This window comes from Cellulomonas sp. Leaf334 (assembly GCF_001424195.1).
GTDB lineage: Bacteria > Actinomycetota > Actinomycetes > Actinomycetales > Cellulomonadaceae > Cellulomonas.
Map to the genome: position 1 here is coordinate 12,031 of NZ_LMOO01000008.1, position 17,382 is coordinate 29,412.

Annotated in this window: 21 protein-coding genes; 9 read left to right on the top strand and 12 right to left on the bottom strand. The window is 72.9% G+C overall.

Features of this window, described 5'->3' with window-relative positions:
* Positions 1 to 4: 4 nt before the first annotated feature.
* Together ASF78_RS18145 and ASF78_RS22480 are read left to right on the top strand one after the other, a co-directional pair.
* On the top strand, positions 5 to 742 hold the full coding sequence (locus ASF78_RS18145; RefSeq protein ID WP_082495185.1) for a signal peptidase I: 738 nt from the start codon (positions 5 to 7) through the stop codon (positions 740 to 742).
* On the top strand, positions 723 to 938 hold the full coding sequence (locus tag ASF78_RS22480; protein ID WP_156374231.1) for a hypothetical protein: 216 nt from the start codon (positions 723 to 725) through the stop codon (positions 936 to 938). The genes ASF78_RS18145 and ASF78_RS22480 overlap by 20 nt, the downstream gene beginning before the upstream one ends.
* Positions 939 to 940: 2 nt before the next feature.
* On the opposite strand, the gene ASF78_RS18150 is transcribed toward ASF78_RS22480, so the two are convergent.
* From ASF78_RS18150 to ASF78_RS18185, 8 genes are all read right to left on the bottom strand, one after another.
* On the bottom strand, positions 941 to 2,344 hold the full coding sequence (locus tag ASF78_RS18150; protein ID WP_056592874.1) for an FAD-binding oxidoreductase: 1,404 nt from the start codon (positions 2,342 to 2,344) through the stop codon (positions 941 to 943).
* Positions 2,345 to 2,459: 115 nt separating this feature from the next.
* Positions 2,460 to 4,250: a cell wall metabolism sensor histidine kinase WalK gene (locus ASF78_RS18155; RefSeq protein WP_056592877.1), complete on the bottom strand. Its 1,791-nt coding sequence runs from the start codon at positions 4,248 to 4,250 to the stop codon at positions 2,460 to 2,462.
* Positions 4,251 to 4,257: 7 nt separating this feature from the next.
* Complete coding sequence (locus ASF78_RS18160; RefSeq protein WP_056592880.1) at positions 4,258 to 4,608, bottom strand: response regulator; 351 nt, start codon at positions 4,606 to 4,608, stop codon at positions 4,258 to 4,260.
* On the bottom strand, positions 4,605 to 4,790 hold the full coding sequence (locus ASF78_RS18165) for a hypothetical protein (protein ID WP_056592883.1): 186 nt from the start codon (positions 4,788 to 4,790) through the stop codon (positions 4,605 to 4,607). The genes ASF78_RS18160 and ASF78_RS18165 overlap by 4 nt, the downstream gene beginning before the upstream one ends.
* The gene (locus ASF78_RS18170) at positions 4,787 to 6,271 is read right to left on the bottom strand and encodes a glycosyltransferase family 2 protein (RefSeq protein WP_056592886.1); all 1,485 of its coding nucleotides are present in this window, start codon (positions 6,269 to 6,271) and stop codon (positions 4,787 to 4,789) included. Before ASF78_RS18170 ends, ASF78_RS18165 begins: the two co-directional genes overlap by 4 nt.
* The gene (locus ASF78_RS18175) at positions 6,268 to 6,978 is read right to left on the bottom strand and encodes a PHP domain-containing protein (protein ID WP_056592889.1); all 711 of its coding nucleotides are present in this window, start codon (positions 6,976 to 6,978) and stop codon (positions 6,268 to 6,270) included. Before ASF78_RS18175 ends, ASF78_RS18170 begins: the two co-directional genes overlap by 4 nt.
* Before the next feature lie 10 nt (positions 6,979 to 6,988).
* Complete coding sequence (locus tag ASF78_RS18180; protein ID WP_056592892.1) at positions 6,989 to 7,957, bottom strand: ATP-grasp domain-containing protein; 969 nt, start codon at positions 7,955 to 7,957, stop codon at positions 6,989 to 6,991.
* Positions 7,954 to 9,036, bottom strand: coding sequence for a response regulator (locus tag ASF78_RS18185; RefSeq protein WP_056592894.1), 1,083 nt, complete (start codon positions 9,034 to 9,036; stop codon positions 7,954 to 7,956). The genes ASF78_RS18180 and ASF78_RS18185 overlap by 4 nt, the downstream gene beginning before the upstream one ends.
* Before the next feature lie 207 nt (positions 9,037 to 9,243).
* Between ASF78_RS18185 and ASF78_RS18190 the strand changes: the two genes are divergently transcribed.
* Together ASF78_RS18190 and ASF78_RS18195 are read left to right on the top strand one after the other, a co-directional pair.
* Positions 9,244 to 10,398, top strand: coding sequence for an LLM class flavin-dependent oxidoreductase (locus tag ASF78_RS18190; protein ID WP_056592896.1), 1,155 nt, complete (start codon positions 9,244 to 9,246; stop codon positions 10,396 to 10,398).
* Between the two features lie 20 nt (positions 10,399 to 10,418).
* Entirely contained in the window at positions 10,419 to 11,039 is a 621-nt protein-coding gene (locus ASF78_RS18195) for an FMN reductase (RefSeq protein WP_056593973.1), read from the top strand.
* Positions 11,040 to 11,205: 166 nt separating this feature from the next.
* Here the strand turns inward: ASF78_RS18195 and ASF78_RS18200 are convergent, their stop codons facing one another.
* Positions 11,206 to 11,481, bottom strand: coding sequence for a hypothetical protein (locus ASF78_RS18200; protein ID WP_056592898.1), 276 nt, complete (start codon positions 11,479 to 11,481; stop codon positions 11,206 to 11,208).
* A gap of 206 nt (positions 11,482 to 11,687) precedes the next feature.
* On the opposite strand from ASF78_RS18200, the gene ASF78_RS18205 reads away from it, so the two are divergent.
* Positions 11,688 to 12,062: an iron chaperone gene (locus ASF78_RS18205; RefSeq protein ID WP_056592900.1), complete on the top strand. Its 375-nt coding sequence runs from the start codon at positions 11,688 to 11,690 to the stop codon at positions 12,060 to 12,062.
* A 57-nt stretch (positions 12,063 to 12,119) separates the two neighbouring features.
* Here the strand turns inward: ASF78_RS18205 and ASF78_RS18210 are convergent, their stop codons facing one another.
* Both ASF78_RS18210 and ASF78_RS18215 read right to left on the bottom strand, forming a co-directional pair.
* Positions 12,120 to 12,872 carry a M15 family metallopeptidase gene (locus ASF78_RS18210; RefSeq protein ID WP_056593975.1) on the bottom strand — a complete coding sequence of 251 codons (753 nt, stop codon included), beginning with the start codon at positions 12,870 to 12,872 and terminating at the stop codon, positions 12,120 to 12,122.
* 57 nt (positions 12,873 to 12,929) lie between these two features.
* A complete protein-coding gene (locus ASF78_RS18215) occupies positions 12,930 to 13,211 on the bottom strand; it encodes a hypothetical protein (protein ID WP_056592903.1) in 282 nt (93 codons plus the stop codon).
* Between the two features lie 358 nt (positions 13,212 to 13,569).
* On the opposite strand from ASF78_RS18215, the gene ASF78_RS23135 reads away from it, so the two are divergent.
* The 4 genes from ASF78_RS23135 (at position 13,570) to ASF78_RS18235 (ending at position 16,898) form a co-directional block, all read left to right on the top strand.
* Positions 13,570 to 14,010, top strand: a complete 441-nt coding sequence (locus ASF78_RS23135) for a hypothetical protein (protein ID WP_056592905.1) — start codon at positions 13,570 to 13,572, stop codon at positions 14,008 to 14,010.
* Positions 13,905 to 14,942, top strand: a complete 1,038-nt coding sequence (locus tag ASF78_RS18225) for an HNH endonuclease signature motif containing protein (protein WP_235518731.1) — start codon at positions 13,905 to 13,907, stop codon at positions 14,940 to 14,942. Before ASF78_RS23135 ends, ASF78_RS18225 begins: the two co-directional genes overlap by 106 nt.
* 241 nt (positions 14,943 to 15,183) lie before the next feature.
* On the top strand, positions 15,184 to 15,537 hold the full coding sequence (locus ASF78_RS22630) for an MmcQ/YjbR family DNA-binding protein (protein WP_056592911.1): 354 nt from the start codon (positions 15,184 to 15,186) through the stop codon (positions 15,535 to 15,537).
* An 83-nt stretch (positions 15,538 to 15,620) separates the two neighbouring features.
* A complete protein-coding gene (locus tag ASF78_RS18235; protein WP_056592914.1) occupies positions 15,621 to 16,898 on the top strand; it encodes an alpha-amylase family glycosyl hydrolase in 1,278 nt (425 codons plus the stop codon).
* A gap of 88 nt (positions 16,899 to 16,986) precedes the next feature.
* Here the strand turns inward: ASF78_RS18235 and ASF78_RS18240 are convergent, their stop codons facing one another.
* Positions 16,987 to 17,301: a cyclopropane-fatty-acyl-phospholipid synthase family protein gene (locus ASF78_RS18240; RefSeq protein ID WP_156374233.1), complete on the bottom strand. Its 315-nt coding sequence runs from the start codon at positions 17,299 to 17,301 to the stop codon at positions 16,987 to 16,989.
* Positions 17,302 to 17,382: the final 81 nt, after the last annotated feature.

Genomic DNA, 17,382 nt, shown 5'->3' on the forward strand with positions numbered 1-17,382 from the left:
CTCGATGACCTCCTGGTCGGACGGGCGACGAGACGCCCCAGCCGTCGACCGACGCGCGCCGCGCGCGACCGGTCGGCGGCGCTCTCGTGCCCCGAAGCCGGCGTGGCGGCGGGTCCTCGGTGTCGCGCTGTGGACGGTCGTCGTCGTGTGCGGCCTCGCGTACGCGACGTCGCTGGCGGTGCCGCTGTGGTTCCAGATGCACCAGCAGCGGATCCTCATCGTGACGTCGGGATCGATGGCGCCGAAGTTCGAGGCGGGCGACGCCGTCGTGCTCCGGGCGATCTCGAACGAGTCCGACCTGAAGGTCGGGCAGGTCATCTCGTTCTGGCCCACGGGGTCCGACGAGCTGGTCACGCACCGGATCGTCGCGCTGCGCAAGCTGCCCGACCTCCGGCAGGACGAGGCGACCGGCCGCATGGTGCCGAAGGTCGACGCCAACGGAGAACGTCTGACCAAGTCGTACGTCGTGACCAAGGGCGACGCCAACGCGGAGGCCGACGTCAACGCGACCCCGATCGGGCGCATCCGCGGTGTCCAGCTGGCCGTGCACGAGGGTTGGGGCTGGGTGCTGCAGTGGGCCGGGTCCGCGCAGGGGCGCGCCGTGATGCTCGTACCTCCGCTGCTCGCGCTCGCTACGCTCGAGCTGCTCGCGATGGGTGACGCGCGACGTGCCCGCCGCGACCGTCCCACCCCCAGGACGGACCTCACGGACAGGAGGGTCGATGAGCTCCTCCTCGACTGAGCCTCCCGCCCCCGAGGACCCCACCCCGCGGCGGGGCTTCCTGTCCGTGGACCGCGGCGGCCTCGTGCGGCTCGGCGTCGCGCTCGCGTTCGCGGTCGCGGCCCTGGTGAGCCCGCTGGTCGGGGCGACGTCCGCGCAGTTCACCGACAGCACGAACGTCTCGATCACGTTCTTCGTGGCGCCCGAGCAGCCCTAGCGTCAGGACCGGACGCCGCGGGCCGCGAGCAGCACCGCGTCGGGGTCGTACACCATCGACAGGGTCTGCAGGCGTCGTGCGACCGCGGGCGTGAACACCCGCTGCGCCCACTGCGGGCCTGCGCCGTCGGTGAAGTTCGGCAGGCCACCGTCGCGCACCCACGGCGCGAGCCCGTCGTGCACGCGCGCGGTGTCCTGCGTGACCACCTGGGCGACCTCCGGGACCATGATGCCGATCGTGAACAGGGAGAACGCCGCGTCCCGGTACGGGAACGCGCTGGGCACGCCGCCGTCGTCGAGCACCTTGCCGCCGAGCTGACGGACCTCCACCATCACCTGGGCGCAGCGCGCGTCGGGACCCACCAGCTCGAGCAGCCGGTCGGCGGCCTCCAGCGGGAACGCGTCGAGCAGGCTGTGGTGCTCGTGCAGCGGCAGCGGGTCCGTGGGGTCGGTGTGCACGGCGCCGAGCGCCGCGTAGGGGATGACCTGCACGGTGTCGATCAGGGGGGTCGCGACGGAGCGGACCGCCCGGATCATCTCCTCGCCGACGGCCGGGACACCCGTCCACGCGAACCGCACGCTGACGGACGTGGTGCCGCGCAGCGGCTCGGGGACGAACGGCAGGTCCGGCAGACGCATCACGGCGAGCGACGTGGTGCCCTCCTCGGGCAGCACGTCGCACCACCGGCTCCACGTGCGGACCACCGCGGCGGCGTCGGCACCGGCGAACCAGAGCGCGCCCGCGTACAGCTCCGCCTGCTCGACGAGGTCGATCTCGACGGCGGTGACGATGCCGAGCGTCCCCTTGCCGCCGCGCAGGCCCCAGAACAGCTCAGGGTGGTTCGTCGCGGTGACGCGACGGGCGACGCCGTCCCCGGTGACCACCTCGAACGCACGGACCGTGTCCGAGGCGAGCCCGTGGGTGCGGGCGACCGGGCCGAGCCCACCACCGGTCAGGTAGCCGACGACGCCCACGTCCGGTGAGGAGCCGGCCAGCGCGGCGAGCCCGTGGGGTGCGCAGGCCTCGAGGACGGCTGCCCACCGCACGCCTGCTCCGATCCGGGCCCAGCGCCCGTCGGCGTCCACGGTGAGCTCGTCGAGGGCCGCGGTGCTCACGAGGATCGCGTCCTGCATGCTCTCCGTCGCGCCGTGCCCGGTGCTCTGGACCGCGACCCGCAGCCCGGCCGTCGCAGCCACCCGGACCGTGCGGGTGACGTCCGCGGGGTCACGCACGGGGACGACGGCGACGGGCCGGATCGCCTTGGTGAGGTTGCTGGTACCGGTGAGGGCGGCGTACGCCTCGGTTCCCGGGAGGTGAACGGGGACGCCGGCGCCGGTGAGCGCCGCGACGGCCACGGTGGTGGCGGGGCGGTAGTCCGCGTCGATCGGCGAGCTGAGGATGGTCATGGGGGTTCCTTCGTCGTCCTGTCCTGCGCCGTCATCGACGCACGGGCAGGAAGGGACGCCGGTCCCCCGTCTGATACATCCCGGGATGTCCGAAGTTACCGGGAAGTACGCCCGCTCAGCCGGGCGGGGTCGCGGGGAGCGAGATCGTGAACGCCGTCCCCTCGCCGACGGTGCTCGTGATCGACAGCGACCCGCCGTGCGCGTCGACCACCGCCTTGGTGATCGACAGCCCGAGCCCGACGCCCGGGATGGCCCGCCGGGTGGCCGTCGACGCCCGGAAGAACCGGGTGGTCAGGTGGGAGAGCTCGTCGGGCGGGATGCCGATGCCGGTGTCCGAGACGACGACCTCCGCACCCTCCGAGCCCTGCGGGCCGCGGGACGTCACCCCCACCCACACCGTGCCTCCCGACGGCGTGAACTTGATCGCGTTCGAGACGAGGTTGTCGACGGCCTGCCCCAGCCGTACCGGGTCCCCGTTCAGCGGCGTCTCCCGCGCGGTCACCGCGAGCGTGACCCCCGCCGCGTCGGCCACCGGCTTCGCGGCGTCGACCGCCGCGTGCACGACGTCGGCGAGGTCCATGCGCTGCGGCGAGATCGAGAAGCGGCCGGCGTCCACCTGGGCGCTGAGCAGCAGGTCGCCCACGAGCCGCAGCTGCCGGCGGGCGTTGCGCTCGATCACGGTGAGGTACTCGCGCTGCTCGTCCGTGAGCGGGTCGGTGCCGTCCGTGAGGAGTTCGAGGTAGCCGAGCACGGACGTCAGGGGTGTGCGCAGCTCGTGGCTGACCAGGCTGACGAACTCGTCCTGCAGGCGCGACGCCTCGCGCTCGGAGGTCACGTCGGAGGCGACGACGACATACCCCGTCGTGGTGCCGTCCGCCTCGGAGCGCCGCGTCACCGCGAGCCGGACGGTCATGCGCGACCCGTCCCGCGCCACGTAGGTCCAGTCGCGCACCTCCGGACGACCGGCCAGGGCCGGTGCGACGAGCGCGTCGACGAGGGTCTGCGGGTGGTCGATCGGGGAGTCGTCGGCGAAGAGCACCGTGCGCCGCGCCTCCAGCTCCTCGCGGTCGTGGAAGTCGGTCAGGCGCAGCCGACCGACCACCTCGCCCTGCCCGTACCCGAGCAGCCGTTCCGCACCCGCGTTGAAGACCTCGACCAGGCCCGTGGCATCGGTCGCGATGATGGCCTGCTCGGTCGCGGAGTCGATCACCGAGACCAGGGCGTCCCGCGCGGCGCGGCGCTGGTCGGCGACGCGGGCGAGCGAGGCGGCGTCGGCCCGCGCACGGTCGAGGAGCACGGCCTGGTCCATCTGCAGCGACAGGAGGGCGTTGCTGCGGGCCCGCAGGCGGGCGGTGATCTCGTGGACCGTGGCGGCGACCACCAGCGCGACGAGCGAGACGAACAGCGTCCGGACCACCGTGTCCACGGTCAGCCTGAACGTCGACGTGAGCAGGACGGGCGACAGGACGACGCCCGCCACGCCGAGCCCCGCGAGCCAGATCCCGCGCCGGTCCCGCTGGGAGGCGAGCGCGATCACGGGGAAGAACACGATGGTGGTGTACGGCGAGCCCGGGCCGCCCGTACCGGCGCGCAGGAACGCGACGGCCACGAGCTGGATGATCGGCAGGATGTCCTGACGCCCCTCGGGCCACCGGGCCCACGGCAGGAACCGCGCCAGGACGAGCTGCGCGACCGTGAGCAGCGCGGCGATCACGACGTCGCGCTGGCTGGCGACGAGGACCCCGGGGATCAGGAGGCTGAGCAGCGCGACCAGGAACACCCCGACGAACGGCAGCTGACGCTCCACCACCCCGCCGTCCGGCCCCAGGTGGCGCGCGAGCCGGCGCATGTAGCGCGAGCCCATGGTGACCAGGTCTGCGCGCTCGTTGGACCAGAGCTCGGTCATGCGGGGCTCACGGTGCGCCGCCCAGCACCCGCGCCAGCGCCGCCTGGACACCGTCACCGGAGAACGGCTTCGGCAGCCAGGCCTCGACGTGCGGGTAGTCGTCGGCGTCCAGGACCGACGTCACCACGACGGGCAGCTCGGGACGGCGCACGCGCAGCACGTCGATGAGCTCCCAGCCCCCCATCCCGGGGAGCCGCAGGTCGACGATGGCGACGTCCACGGAGTCGAGCTCAGGACTGGCCAGCGCCTCCTCGGCGCTCTTCACGGCCACCACGTCGTGGCCGAGCCGGCGCACGTGCCGGGTGATCAGCGCGAGCTCGTCGGGCTCGTCGTCGACGATCAGCACGCGGGGGGTCACGCCACACCGCCGTGCAGCAGGAGCGCAGCGGCCGTGATCGCCAGCGAGACCAGGGCGACGACCACCAGCAGGCGTCGCTCGGAGCGCCGGTTGGACCGGATCTCGTCGTCGAGGGCGTCGGGCGTCAGCGTCGCCCACCACCGGGCGTCGTCGCCCGGGGCCGCCCGGTGAGAACCGCTCATCCCATCACCCGTCCCGTCTTCTCGGTCTTGTCCCACACCGCGGTCGCCCCCCGCGCCTGCTTGACGTACGCGTCCAGGGTGATCGCGCACAGCACCGGACCGAAGCCCACCACGTACAGCAGAGGCGTGGCGAGCCACCGCACGGCACGGGACCGTTCGAGCAGCTTGACCACCCAGGCCAGCGCCATCGCGATGACCGACCACGAGTAGAGCGTCAGCGTCCACACCATCCTGCCGGTCTGGGACATCTCGAGTCCGAGCAGCGCGGGGATCCGCTCCTCCCAGAGGTTCGGGAACCAGGCGGCGCTCATCACCACCAGCGCGCCGAGCCCGGGGAAGACGAGCCCCTGCACCCAGGAGCGGCGCGCGGTCTCCCGGTCGAGCAGCAGGGTCACCGCGGTGATGAACACGTAGGCGGTCACCGCGACCCACCAGAAGCCCTGGAACACCTGCGTCGCCGTCACCTCGGCGACGAAGTACAGACCGACCAGGCCCACGGCCGCGAACCCCATCGCGACGGGCAGCAGGTAGATCGCGAACCAGATGATCCCGAAGTCGACGTTGCCGAGGTTGTGCGTGCGGGACGGCCGGAACCACACGCGCCGGAAGTTGCGGGTGATCTGCACGTTGCCCCGGGCCCAGCGCACCCGCTGCTTCCACAGCGCGGTGACCGTGTCCGGCTCCTCCGCCAGCACGACGGCGGCCGGCTCGAACACGACGCGACGACCGCTGAGCTGCGTGAGGAACGTGGTGTACGTGTCCTCGGCGAGCGTGGAGGTGTCCACCTGCCCACCGACCGCCTCGAGGTTCTCGCGCGAGTGCAGCTGCGCACCGCCCGCGAGGCACGCCATGGCACCCATGATGTTCTGCGCGCGCCGGGCGGCGGCCTGCGCGGTCACGTACTCGTACCCGATGAAGCGGGCCACGCTGCCCGGCCGGCCGCTGCCCTCCCGGATGAACGCGGTGACGGCCCCGACCTTCTCGTCGGCGAGGTGCCGGGCCATGCGACGCAGCGAGTCCGGGCGGTAGATGACGTCGGCGTCCATGATGAGCAGCGCCTGCATCCAGTCGTCCGCCAGGGCGTACCGGATGCCGTGGTTGAGGGTGTGGGCCTTGCCCTGGCCGCCCTGCTCGCGACGCAGGTGCACGATGCGGTCGTCGTACTGCACCGCCTTGGCCCGGACCACGTCGGGGGTGTCGTCCGTGCTCGCGTCGTCCACCACGAAGACCCTCAACCGGTCCGGCGGGTACTGCAGGCTCATCAGCCGGTCGAGCGAGGCCGCCAGCACGGCGCCCTCGTTCCAGGCGGGCACGATGACGACGACGCGCGGCAGGTGCGGCGCGGCGTCGCGCAGGTGGTTGCGGAACGCGTGCACGGGGACGAGCAGGTACTGGTAGAGCCCCGCGAGCACCGGGATGGCACCGATGCCGACGAGGGCGACGAGGACCGCGACGAGGACGCTCTGCCCGACATCGCTCATCCGCGCACCCAGTCGTAGGAGCCGACGTCGGCGGCCTGGTGCGCGTCGGTGGACGCGACGAGCAGCACCCCGGCGGCGCGCAGCCGGCCGGTGACGTGGGTCCTCGGGCAGTGCCACTTCTCGTTGACCTCGACGGGGGTGCCCGTCTCGACCGCGGCGACCGCGAGCGCGTCCAGCAGCTCGTCCGGGACGGCAGCCTCGGTGAGCCCGATCTTCGGCAGGATCGAGAACGGGTGCGCCAGCTGCGCGCGCCCGACGGCGTGCATCGCACGGATCGTGGCCGTGACCAGCATCTCGACCACGTCCGCGGGGTCCAGCCCCGCCTCGATCCGCTCCCGGGTCGACCGTGGGCTCCACGGGCCGTCCGGGCCCGGGACCTGGTGGTCGGCGAGCAGGACACGGTCGGGCCCGTGGGGTGCGCCGAGGGAGGCGAGCACCTCGGGCGGGGCGTCGACGGCGCCGGACGCGTCGAGGATCTTCGCCTCGACACCGGTGAGCACCGTCAGGCCGTCGACGGCCGGCAGGGCACGGACCGCCGCGAGGAACTCCGGGACGTACGTCGTGGACACCCGCACGTGGTCGACCATGCGGATCGTGCGCAGCCCCACGGCCTGCGCGGCGGCGAGGTTCTCGGCGGGGGTGCTGACGGCGTCGTCGGAGAACGTCGAGTGGACGTGGTGGTCGCCGTCGAGGGACGGGCTCCTCACCGGACTGCCCTCATGGGGCGGGGAGAATGTCGGCGATCGGGAGGAAGACGTCCTCCAGGTACCGCACGTTCGCGATCTCCTGGAAGTCGACGTGGTCGGGCACGGGCCGGCCGAGGACGGCGTCGAGCGTGAGCGACGGCATGTCGACGCCCGCCGCGATGGTCAGCGGCATCGCGCCCGGGAACCGGGGGTTCACCTCGAGCAGGGCCGGGCAACCGTCGGCGTCCCGCTTGAGCTGGACGTTGGCGACCGTCGTGAGCCCGATCGCGCGGGCCACCGCCGAGGCGGTCTCGATCAGCTCGTCGTCGTGCACGGTCACCCCGGCGACCGCGACCCCGGAGTCCACCCGCAGCCGCGCGCGCGGCACCGCCGCGATCACCCGGCCGTCGAGCCCCGCCAGGACGTCGACCGAGTACTCGTCGCCGGGCAGGAGCTCCTGGACCAGCAGGTCCTCCTCGGCGTCGTGCACGGCGTCGAGCTCGGCCTGCGTCCCGACGAGCCGGACCCCGCGCGACCCGGCGCCGCGGCGGGGCTTGACGATGACGGGGAAGTCCCAGCCGGACACCGCCTGCGGTGTGCCGACCAGCTCGGTGCGCGGCACCCGCACCGTCCGGGCGCACGCGGCGGCGAGCGCCAGCTTGTCGAGGCACGTCTCGAGCGTGTGCAGCGCGGGCGACGCGAGGATGGTGCCGTCGGCCAGCAGCTCGTCACGCACGGCGGCGAGCTTGGGCAGCTCGACGTCGACCGTCGGGAAGAGCACGTCGACGCGTTCGTCGCGGCAGATCCCCCGCACGACGTCGACGAAGTGCTCGGCCCGGCCGGCGGGCACGAGGTGCCGGGACCCGGCGTCCACCAGGTACAGCGCACTGGCCCACCGGTCCATGTCCGCGGCGATCACCTCGACGTCTCCGCGGCGGAGCAGCGAGCGGATCACAGCGACCCCCGCGGGCCCTCCGGCACCCGTGACCAGGACCCTCATGCGTGACCTCCGCGCTCGTCGACGATGTCGGACGCGGGGGCTGCGGTGACGCCGGCCGCCCTCGCCTTGGTGCTGAGCATCGCGGCCGCGCGCACCATCTCCAGCGGCTCGGCGTACTGCTGGCCGCCGCCGAACCGCGACCAGTAGCGGGCGGTGGCGCGCACGAGGTCCGGATCCATGTAGTCGCGGTGCGACTGCGACTCGAAGGCCGCCAGCATCTGCAGCTTGGCCTCGATGAACCCGTCCACGGGGACGAAGCGGGTGGGCCGGAAGTCGATGGTCGACGACGGGCTCTGGAAGCACGCGAGCGACGGGACGCGGCGGGCGGCGACGTCGACGGCCTGCCGGACCGCGCGGTGGTCCTGGTGCCGGTCGTGCTCGGTGTGCGTGTAGACGACGGAGGGCTCGACCTCCCGGATGAGCTCCTCGATCGTCGTGATGACGCCGCCCGCGGGGTCGAGGCGCGTGTCCTCGTAGTCGTGCAGGTAGAGGCGCGCCCCGATGACGCCGGCCGCGGCGAGCGCCTCGTGGCGACGGAGCTGCACGTCTCCCCCGATGGCCCCGCTGGACAGCGTGAGGATGACGACGGTGTCACCGGCCGCACGGTGGGACGCGAGCGTCGCGCCGACGCCGATCTCCACGTCGTCGGGGTGCGCCCCCACGGCGAGCACGGTCTCCGTGGGGCCCTCGGCGGCGCGCTTCGCGCGACCTTCGACCGCGAGCGCGGTGATCCGTTCCAGGAGGGTCGCGGCGGCGACGGGCTTGACCAGGAACTCGTCGGCGTCGCGACGCAGCGCCTCGACGGCGTAGTCCACGCTGGCGAACGCCGTCATGACGGCGACGGGGGTGCCGGCCGCGCGCGAGCGCAGCTCCACCAGCAGCTCGAGCCCGCTCATGCCGGGCATCTGGATGTCCGTCAGCACCACGTCGAACGTGTTCGCTGCGACCTCCGCGAGTGCGGACATCGGCTCGTGCACGACGGTCACGTCCATGCCGCCGCGACGCTCCAGCACCGTGCGCACGTACTGCGCGGTGTCGGCGTCGTCCTCGACGACCAGCACCCTGATCTGCTCGCTCACCCCGAGTCGCCCTCCCCAGCCGGCCGGTGTCCGACCCACGTTATAGGGCGCCTCGGGCTACGGCTCATCGGGGCTCGCGGGTCACCCGACCGATCCGGACCTGGACACGTGCCCGTCGGGGACTGGCGGGAATAGGTTGCGGGTGCCCCCTGTTGAGCGGCAAGTACATGCAAACGCATGAACCTTCTTCACTGAGCGAGGCGCGAGATGCAGTTCGGGATCTTCACCGTCGGCGACGTCACCACCGACCCGACGACCGGCCGGACGCCGGACGACACGGAGCGGGTGCGCAACATGCTCACCATCGCCCAGCACGCCGACCAGGCGGGTCTGGACGTCTTCGCGACCGGCGAGCACCACAACCCGCCGTTCGTCCCCTCGTCGCCCACCACCATGCTCGGCTACCTCGCGGGCACGACGAAGAACATCATCCTGTCGACCGCGACCACTCTGATCACCACGAACGACCCGGTCCGGCTGGCCGAGGAGTACGCGATGCTCCAGGTCATCTCCGACGGCCGCATGGACCTCATGATGGGCCGCGGCAACACCGGCCCCGTCTACCCGTGGTTCGGCCAGGACATCCGCCAGGGCATCCCGCTGGCCATCGAGAACTACGCGCTGCTGCGTCGCCTCTGGGAGGAGGACGTCGTGGACTGGCAGGGCAAGTTCCGCACCCCGCTGCAGGGCTTCACGTCGACCCCGCGGCCGCTCGACGGCGTCCCGCCGTTCGTGTGGCACGGCTCGATCCGCAGCCCCGAGATCGCCGAGCAGGCCGCCTACTACGGTGACGGCTTCCTGCACAACGCGATCTTCTGGCCGCTCGAGCACGCCGCGCAGATGGTGAAGTTCTACCGCGAGCGCTACGAGCACTACGGGCACGGGCAGGCGGACCAGGCCATCGTCGGGCTCGGCGGGCAGGTGTTCATGAACAAGATCTCGCAGGACGCCGTGAAGCAGTTCCGGCCCTACTTCGACAACGCGCCCGTCTACGGGCACGGACCGTCGATGGAGGACTTCGTGCGCGACACCCCGCTGACCGTCGGCAGCCCGCAGCAGGTCATCGACCGCTACGGGAAGTTCCGCGACCAGGTCGGGCACTACCAGCGGCAGATGTTCCTCATGGACCACGCGGGCCTCCCGCTGAAGACCGTGCTGGAGCAGATCGACATCCTCGCGACCGAGGTCGTCCCGGTGCTGCGCGCCGAGGCCGAGTCCGCCCGCCCGGCGCACGTGCCGGCGAACCCCCCGTCGCACGCCTCCCGTGTCGCCGCAGCGAAGGCCGCGGGTACGGTGCACGAGCAGGTCGTCGCCGAGGACACCTTCACCGGTCTTCGCGCCGAAGACTCGCTCTCTTCTTGATGTTCGGGAAAGGCTTCACGATGAGCACCCGCTCCATCGTCGTCATCTCGGCCGGGCTGTCCCAGCCGTCGTCCACGCGCCTGCTGGCCGACCGCCTCGCCGACGCCACCGTCACCGAGCTCGCCGCCCGCGGCATCACCGCGCAGGTCGAGCACGTGGAGCTGCGCGACGTCGCCCACGAGGTCGTCAACATGACGCTCTCCGGCTTCGCCTCCGGCCCGCTCAAGGACGTCCTCGAGAAGGTCACCGCCGCCGACGGCGTCATCGCCGTCACGCCGATCTTCTCCGCGTCGTACTCCGGGCTGTTCAAGTCGTTCGTCGACATCCTCGACAAGGACGCCCTCGTCGGGCGGCCCGTGCTCGTGGGCGCGACCGGCGGCACCGGCCGGCACTCGCTGGCGCTGGAGTACGCGCTGCGCCCGCTGTTCGCGTACCTGCGGGCCGACGTCGCCGGGACCGCCGTGTTCGCGGCCACCGACGACTGGGCCGACGGGGGCGGCGACGACGTCAACCCGCTCCCCCAGCGCATCCGTCGCGCCGGGCGGGAGCTCGCCGAGATGGTCGCCGACCGCGAGCCGTCCGCACCCGTGGGGCTCTACGACGCGGTGCCGTCGTTCGAGCAGCTCCTCGGCGGCGCCTGACCACCTGGTGCACGACACGACGGCCCGACGCGCTCGCGTCGGGCCGTCGTCACGTCTGCGTGCACGACGACGGCGAGGACCTCGGAGGGGGAAGGGTCCTCGCCGTCGTCGTCGGCCCGAGCGGGCTCCTAGGCCCGCCTCACGCTCGCGTCGTTCGTTCGCGTCGTCACTGCGGGCCGAGCGTGAACATCGTGCCGTCCGGGGCCGGCTCCACGTCCAGGCGCTGGTCGGCGAGCGTCACGGACGCCTCGGGATCCACGTACACCCGGGTCGACCCGTCGGTCACGACGTCGTCGCCCGGGAACGGCTCCGGGACGAGCGCCAGCGCGAAGCCGCCGGCCTCCTGCTGCGCGATCCGCAGGCCTCCGGTCTCGTCGGGCAGACCGGCCTTCGTCGTGAGCGTGTGGACAGCGGTACGGGCGGTGTCGGTCAGGGTGAGCACAAGGCTCTCCTCTCGGTTGCCGGTGGCGCCACCCTCGCGGGCGGCTCGATCGGACGTCTCCACCGTGCTCAGGTCCGGGCCCGCGGTGCAACCCGAGGTCCGCTGGGCGAGACCTCGGGTGTCCAGACCGCTCCTGGGGTCGCACACCTCGTGGCGCCGCCCTACCCTGCGCACTATCGGCGTGTCGTGCATCCCCAGGAGGAGCCATGGTCCGCGAGGGCTACCCCGCCACCACCGTCGAGGAGTACCTCGACGCCGTCCCGCCCGAGCAGGGCGCGGCTTTGCGCCTCGTGCGCGACCGGCTGCTCGAGGTCGTCCCCGACGCCGAGCAGGTCATCTCGTACCAGGTGCCCACGATCCGGTACCGCGGGACCGGGCTCGTCGCACTGTCCGTCGCGAGGACGCACTGCAGCCTGCACCTCATGAGCCCGCCGCTGGCGACGTCGCTGGCCGGGGTGCTCGACGAGGGGAAGCTGTCCGGCGCAACCCTGCAGTTCGACGCCGACGCGCCGCTGAGCGCCGCGACCGTGCGACTCATCGCCGAGCGGCGCATGGCGGAGGTGGACGCGCGGCTCGGCTGAGGTTGGCCCTGTCGCTTCGGCGGCCCGGCCCGGCTCGGCTCGGCGTCCCGGCTCGGCTCACCGTCCCGACGGCGAGAAGTGCTGGTAGTCCACCGGGGAGTCCCAGTCGCCGCCCCAGAGCCACCCGACCGCGGCGAACGCGGCGACCACCTCGTCGCCGGAGTGGATCACCCCCGGGCTGTCGGGACGGCTCACGAACGCCCGTCCCGCCCGGGGCCCCACCGACGAGCCCGACACGTACGGGTTCTCCACCGGGTTCACGTCGATCGCCCGGCCGTACGCGTGCTCCGACCAGCCCGTGCCGCCGGTGATGGCCCGGCAGTTGAACGCGGACGTGTTGTCCGCGTCCATCGACGCGTCGTCACTGGCGCCGAAGTCGTCGACCAGTCGCATCGACCGGACGGGGTAGCCCGCCACGAACAGCGCGCGGAACACCGTGACCATCGCCTCCGCCGCATCGGCGTGCACCACGAGCTCCCCCTGGACCTTCGCGCCGTCGAAGTCGCGGTGGGTGACCGTGACGTACCGGAGGTCCTCCAGCGGGACCGGGCACCCCGGGCGCCACGACGGTTCCATGCGAGCGGCCAGCTCCGGCGTGATCTCGGAGACGGAGGACGTGAAGTCCGGCGGCGGCAGGGCGACGACGGGAGCGTCGGGGACGTCCGCGACCGGCGGGGCCGTCACCGGTGCCGCGCTCGGAGCCGCCGACGCCGCCGTCGGCGCCGTGGTCGGCGCGCGGCTCGCCTGCGACGACGCGCAGGACGCGCACAGCACGGCGACCAGCACGACGACGCCCAGCCGACCCCTCATGCCACCCACTATCCCGCGACCCGCGTCGCCCGGTCGCTCCATGCGTGGCAGCCGCGCTCACACCAGCCCGCGTCGGCTGCCGACGATCCCCGACGACACCGTCGTGCCCGCCCAGAGCTCCGTGTCCGTGCACCCCTCCGCGCAGTGCATCCCGCACGTCGGGCACACCCAGAGCGTGTGGTGCCGGTCGACCGTGCACCCGCACGTGACGAACCGTTCCGACGGCCGGCCCGGCCCGCTCGTCGTCCACCGGTGGCCCGCCGGGCATCCCTGCGGAGGCACCCGCACCCAGCCGCGCGGCGTCCGCTGCCACTTCGACCAGTCGATCTCCCGAGCCATCGAACAAGTGTACGAGCAGGCGCATTCGCGCTCTCACGACGGTCCCCGCGTTTGTGCAGGTCAGCGGCCCGTGTCGGTGGTTGGTCGTACAGTTGTTCTATGCCCGGATCGGGTGAAGTCTGCGTTGCGAGAGCGGGAGGAGGCGATGGTGACGACCATGCTCACGCACGGCATCGACCTCGCGGACCTCACCCACGACACCGGGACCCTGGCAGATGCCGCTCACCTTGCTCACGCCGCTGAGGACACCGCTCGCCGCGGGGGCGACGCTGGCGGTGGGCGGACCGGTCATGGCGCCGTGCACTGCGCAGTGGGAGGGTGCGACGGTGGTCGTTCTCGGTCGAGTGAGGGCGGCCCGGTGGTGAACCTGCGGGACGTCCCAGCCTTCCCGATCCCGGCCGTCGAGGTCGGCGAGCTGGCGTCGATGCTGACGGGCGTGCCGGTCGCGGACGTCTCGGACGTCGCTCTGGTGAACATGGTCTCCGCGTGGCAGCAGGTCCTGAACATGGCCCAGGCCGCCCAGGCGCGGGTCGTCCGGGAGATCGAGGCCCGCACGTCCGACGCTCTGGCCCGCATCCCCGACGAGCTCGCGTGCGCGTTGGCCTGCACCCGGCGCGCAGCCACCGACCTGTTCCTGCGCGCCTGGGTGCCGGAAGCCACCCGGCTCTGGCCGACGCCTGGTCGGCGGGCGCGCTGGACGCGCGCAAGGTCGACGTCATCCTCGCCGAGGCGTCGCACGCCGCCCCTGGTGCCGTGCGCGCGGTGGTCGCCGACGCGGTCGCGCGCGCCGGCGAGCTGACCGCCCCGCAGCTGACCCGGCACCTGCGCGCCGCCGTTATCGCGACCGACCCCGAGGTCGCCGAGGCCCGACGGATCTCCGAACGCTCCCGCCGGTCCGTCGAGCTCGTCCTCGCCCCGGACGCGATGGCACGCCTGATCGCCTACCTGCCCGCCGCGGAGGCCACCGCGGCGTTCACCGCGATCGACGCCCTGGCGGGCCACAGTGCCGTGGAGGGCGACGACCGCACGGTGGACCAACGACGAGCGGACGCCTTCTCGGACGTCTTCACCGGCATCCTGGACGCCGGGACGACGCCCGACGGAACGCCTCTGCCCCGCAAGCACGGCGAACGCGCGGCCCTCCAGGTCACCGTCGCCGCCTCGACGCTGCTCGGCCTCGACGACCACCCGGCCACGCTCGGTTCCTACGGCCCGATCCCCGCCCAGGTCGCCCGCGAGCTCGCCCAGGACGCCACCTGGCGTCGCGTCCTGACGGATCCCGCCGGACAGGTCGCCGCCGTCGGCACCAGGAGGTACCGACCCGGTGCGGACCTGACCCGCACGGTCGCCGCCCGTGACGTCACCTGTACCTTCCCCGGCTGTCGCCAACCGGCTGCGCGCTGCGAGATCGACCACCGTCAGCCGTACGACCATGCACGGGCACGAGGCCTGACCACCGGCGCCGGCCCTGTCGAGGGCCGCGGAGAAGGTGCTGGCGGCGAGCCGACGTCGCTCGAGAACCTGCACGCCCTGTGCAAGCACCACCACCAGGCGAAGACCAACGGCTGGTGGCAGGTGACCTGGAACCCCGTCACCGGCACCTCGACCTGGACCGACCGCCACGGTCTGACCTATGCCCGCCACCCCGTCCCGGTCCACACCGCCCCCGACGCCTTCCACCACCGACCGCCTCCACCACGTCCACCCGACCTCGGCGACCCACCCTTCTGAGGGCCGCGTCGTCCTGAGGTGCGGCGAGATGGTTGTGCCGCAGACGAGACACGCCGCCGAGGCAGGCGCGTCCTGCCATCGGGGACCCGACGGTCTCCACCTTCGGGCTCGCCCGGCGTCTGACGGCGGGCGAGCCCGGAAGCACTGTCGAGGACCGTCGTCGGGCGGGCGTGGTCCCGGACCCCAGTCACCGGGTCCGAGGTTCGCCGTCCGTGTGGGTGGTCGGCGGCAGGATGGCGCGATGGACCTCGACGACGCCCGCCGGTCGGCACTCGCGCTGCCCGAGGTGACGGAGCGGCAGAGCTGGGGGCAGCCGGCGTGGTTCCACCGGAACCTGGTGGCGCGGATGTGGGACGAGGACCGGCTCACCGTCCGGGTCGAGGACGACGGTGAGCGGCTGGCGCTGGTGGAGCAGCAGCCGGCGCTGTACTCGACCACCGACCACCATGCCGGCACGAACCTGGTGCTGATCGCGATGGACGTGGTCGATGCGGAGACGCTGGAGGCGCACCTCGCGGAGTCGTGGTGGTGGGCTGCGCCGCCGGTGCTGCGGCGTCGGTACCCGCACCTCGGGCCTCCGGAGGACGGTCGCTGACGGTCGGTCGCCCGGTCAGCCGCCCGAGGGAGATCAGCACGGCCTACGCTCGACGACGAACCACGACGGGGACGAGGAAACCGATGACCGAGCCCGACTGGGTCCGACACGCGATCTGGTGGCACGTCTACCCGCTCGGGGCCGTCGGCGCGTTCCCGGGTGAACCGCCAGGTCCCGACGAGCACCGCCTCGGTCGTCTGGTCGCGTGGCTCGACCACGTCGTCGCGCTCGGTGCGTCGGGGATCCTGCTGGGTCCGGTGTTCGCGTCGACCACGCACGGGTACGACACCGTCGACCACCTGCGCATCGACCCTCGGCTCGGTGACGTCGGCGACTTCGACACCCTCGTGGCGGAGGCGCACGGGCGCGGGCTGAAGGTGCTGCTGGACGGGGTCTTCAATCATGTGGGCCGGGACTCGGCGATCGCGCGCCGGTCCGTCGACGCGATCGAGGGCCGGTCCGACGACGAGGTGTGGCTGCTGCGCGACGAGGACGGTGGGTTCGTCGGCTTCGAGGGCCACGGTGCGCTGGTCACGCTGGACCACGGGCACCCCGGCGTCGTCGGCTACGTGGTCCGGGTGATGACGCACTGGCTGGGCCGCGGTGCCGACGGCTGGCGCCTGGACGCGGCGTACGCGGTGCCGACGTCGTTCTGGGCGCAGGTCCTGCCCCGCGTGCGCGCCGAGCACCCGGAGGCGTGGTTCGTGGCGGAGGTCATCCATGGCGACTACCCCGCGTTCGTGCAGGAGTCGACGGTCGACTCGGTCACCCAGTACGAGCTGTGGAAGGCGGTCTGGAGCTCGATCAGCGACGCCAACCTGTGGGAGCTGGCCTGGTCGTTGACGCGGCACGACGAGTTCCTGGAGTCGTTCGCGCCACAGACGTTCGTCGGCAACCACGACACCACCCGGATCGCGAGCACCATCGAGGATCCCCGCCATCGGGCGCACGCCGTGGTGGTGCTCCTCACGGTGGGTGGCACGCCCACGGTCTACGCGGGCGACGAGCTCGGGTTCACCGGAGTCAAGGAGGAGCGGGAGGGGGGCGACGACGCCGTCCGGCCGGAGCTCGACGTCGGCGGGCCGGGTACCGCGGAGAACCCGGTCCTGCAGCTGCACCAGGAGCTGATCGGCCTGCGCCGCCGCCACGCGTGGCTGCACCGGGCCCGCACCACGCAGGTCACGCTGACCAACACGACGTTCGTCTACGAGGTCCGCGACGGGGACGACGCCCTGCTCGTGGCACTGAACCTGGACGACGCGCCGCTCGCACGGCCCGCGGGCGAGGTCCTCGCGAGCGACGACGACACCCGCGGGCGGTCCGACGTCGCTCCGCACGGGTGGGCGGTCGTCGCGCCGTAGCCCGGCCCGATGGGCGGTTCCGCAGGGGCGGGGGCGCCGGAGCGACGCGGCGGCGAACGACGGAAGGCGCGCGCCCGACGGGTGCCCGTCATGGCTCTCGGGGCGACGCGACGAGACCGATCGACCCGACGGGCGCGGTATCCCCGGCGACCGTGGCGTGCACCGTCCAGCCGCCGGTGACCCCGGCGGTGACGCTCGCCCGGTTGCGTCGGCGGGCGGCGTCGGTCATCGTCGCCGACCGGTCGAGGGCGAGCAGCCGCCCGCCGTCGAGTCGGGCGCAGACCAGGGCGGCTGCGGCGCCACGACCGCACCCCACCTCGAGCACCCGGTCGGTGGGCCGGATGCGCATCACGTCGACCGCCCAGGCGAAGCGGGTGGGGACCTCGACGACTATGGTCGGCACGGTAGCGCGGGAGGGGCGGCGGGCCGGTACCCAGCCGGCTCACCGCCCCTCCCTCACCGCACCCCCGGCGGTGGTCCTGCC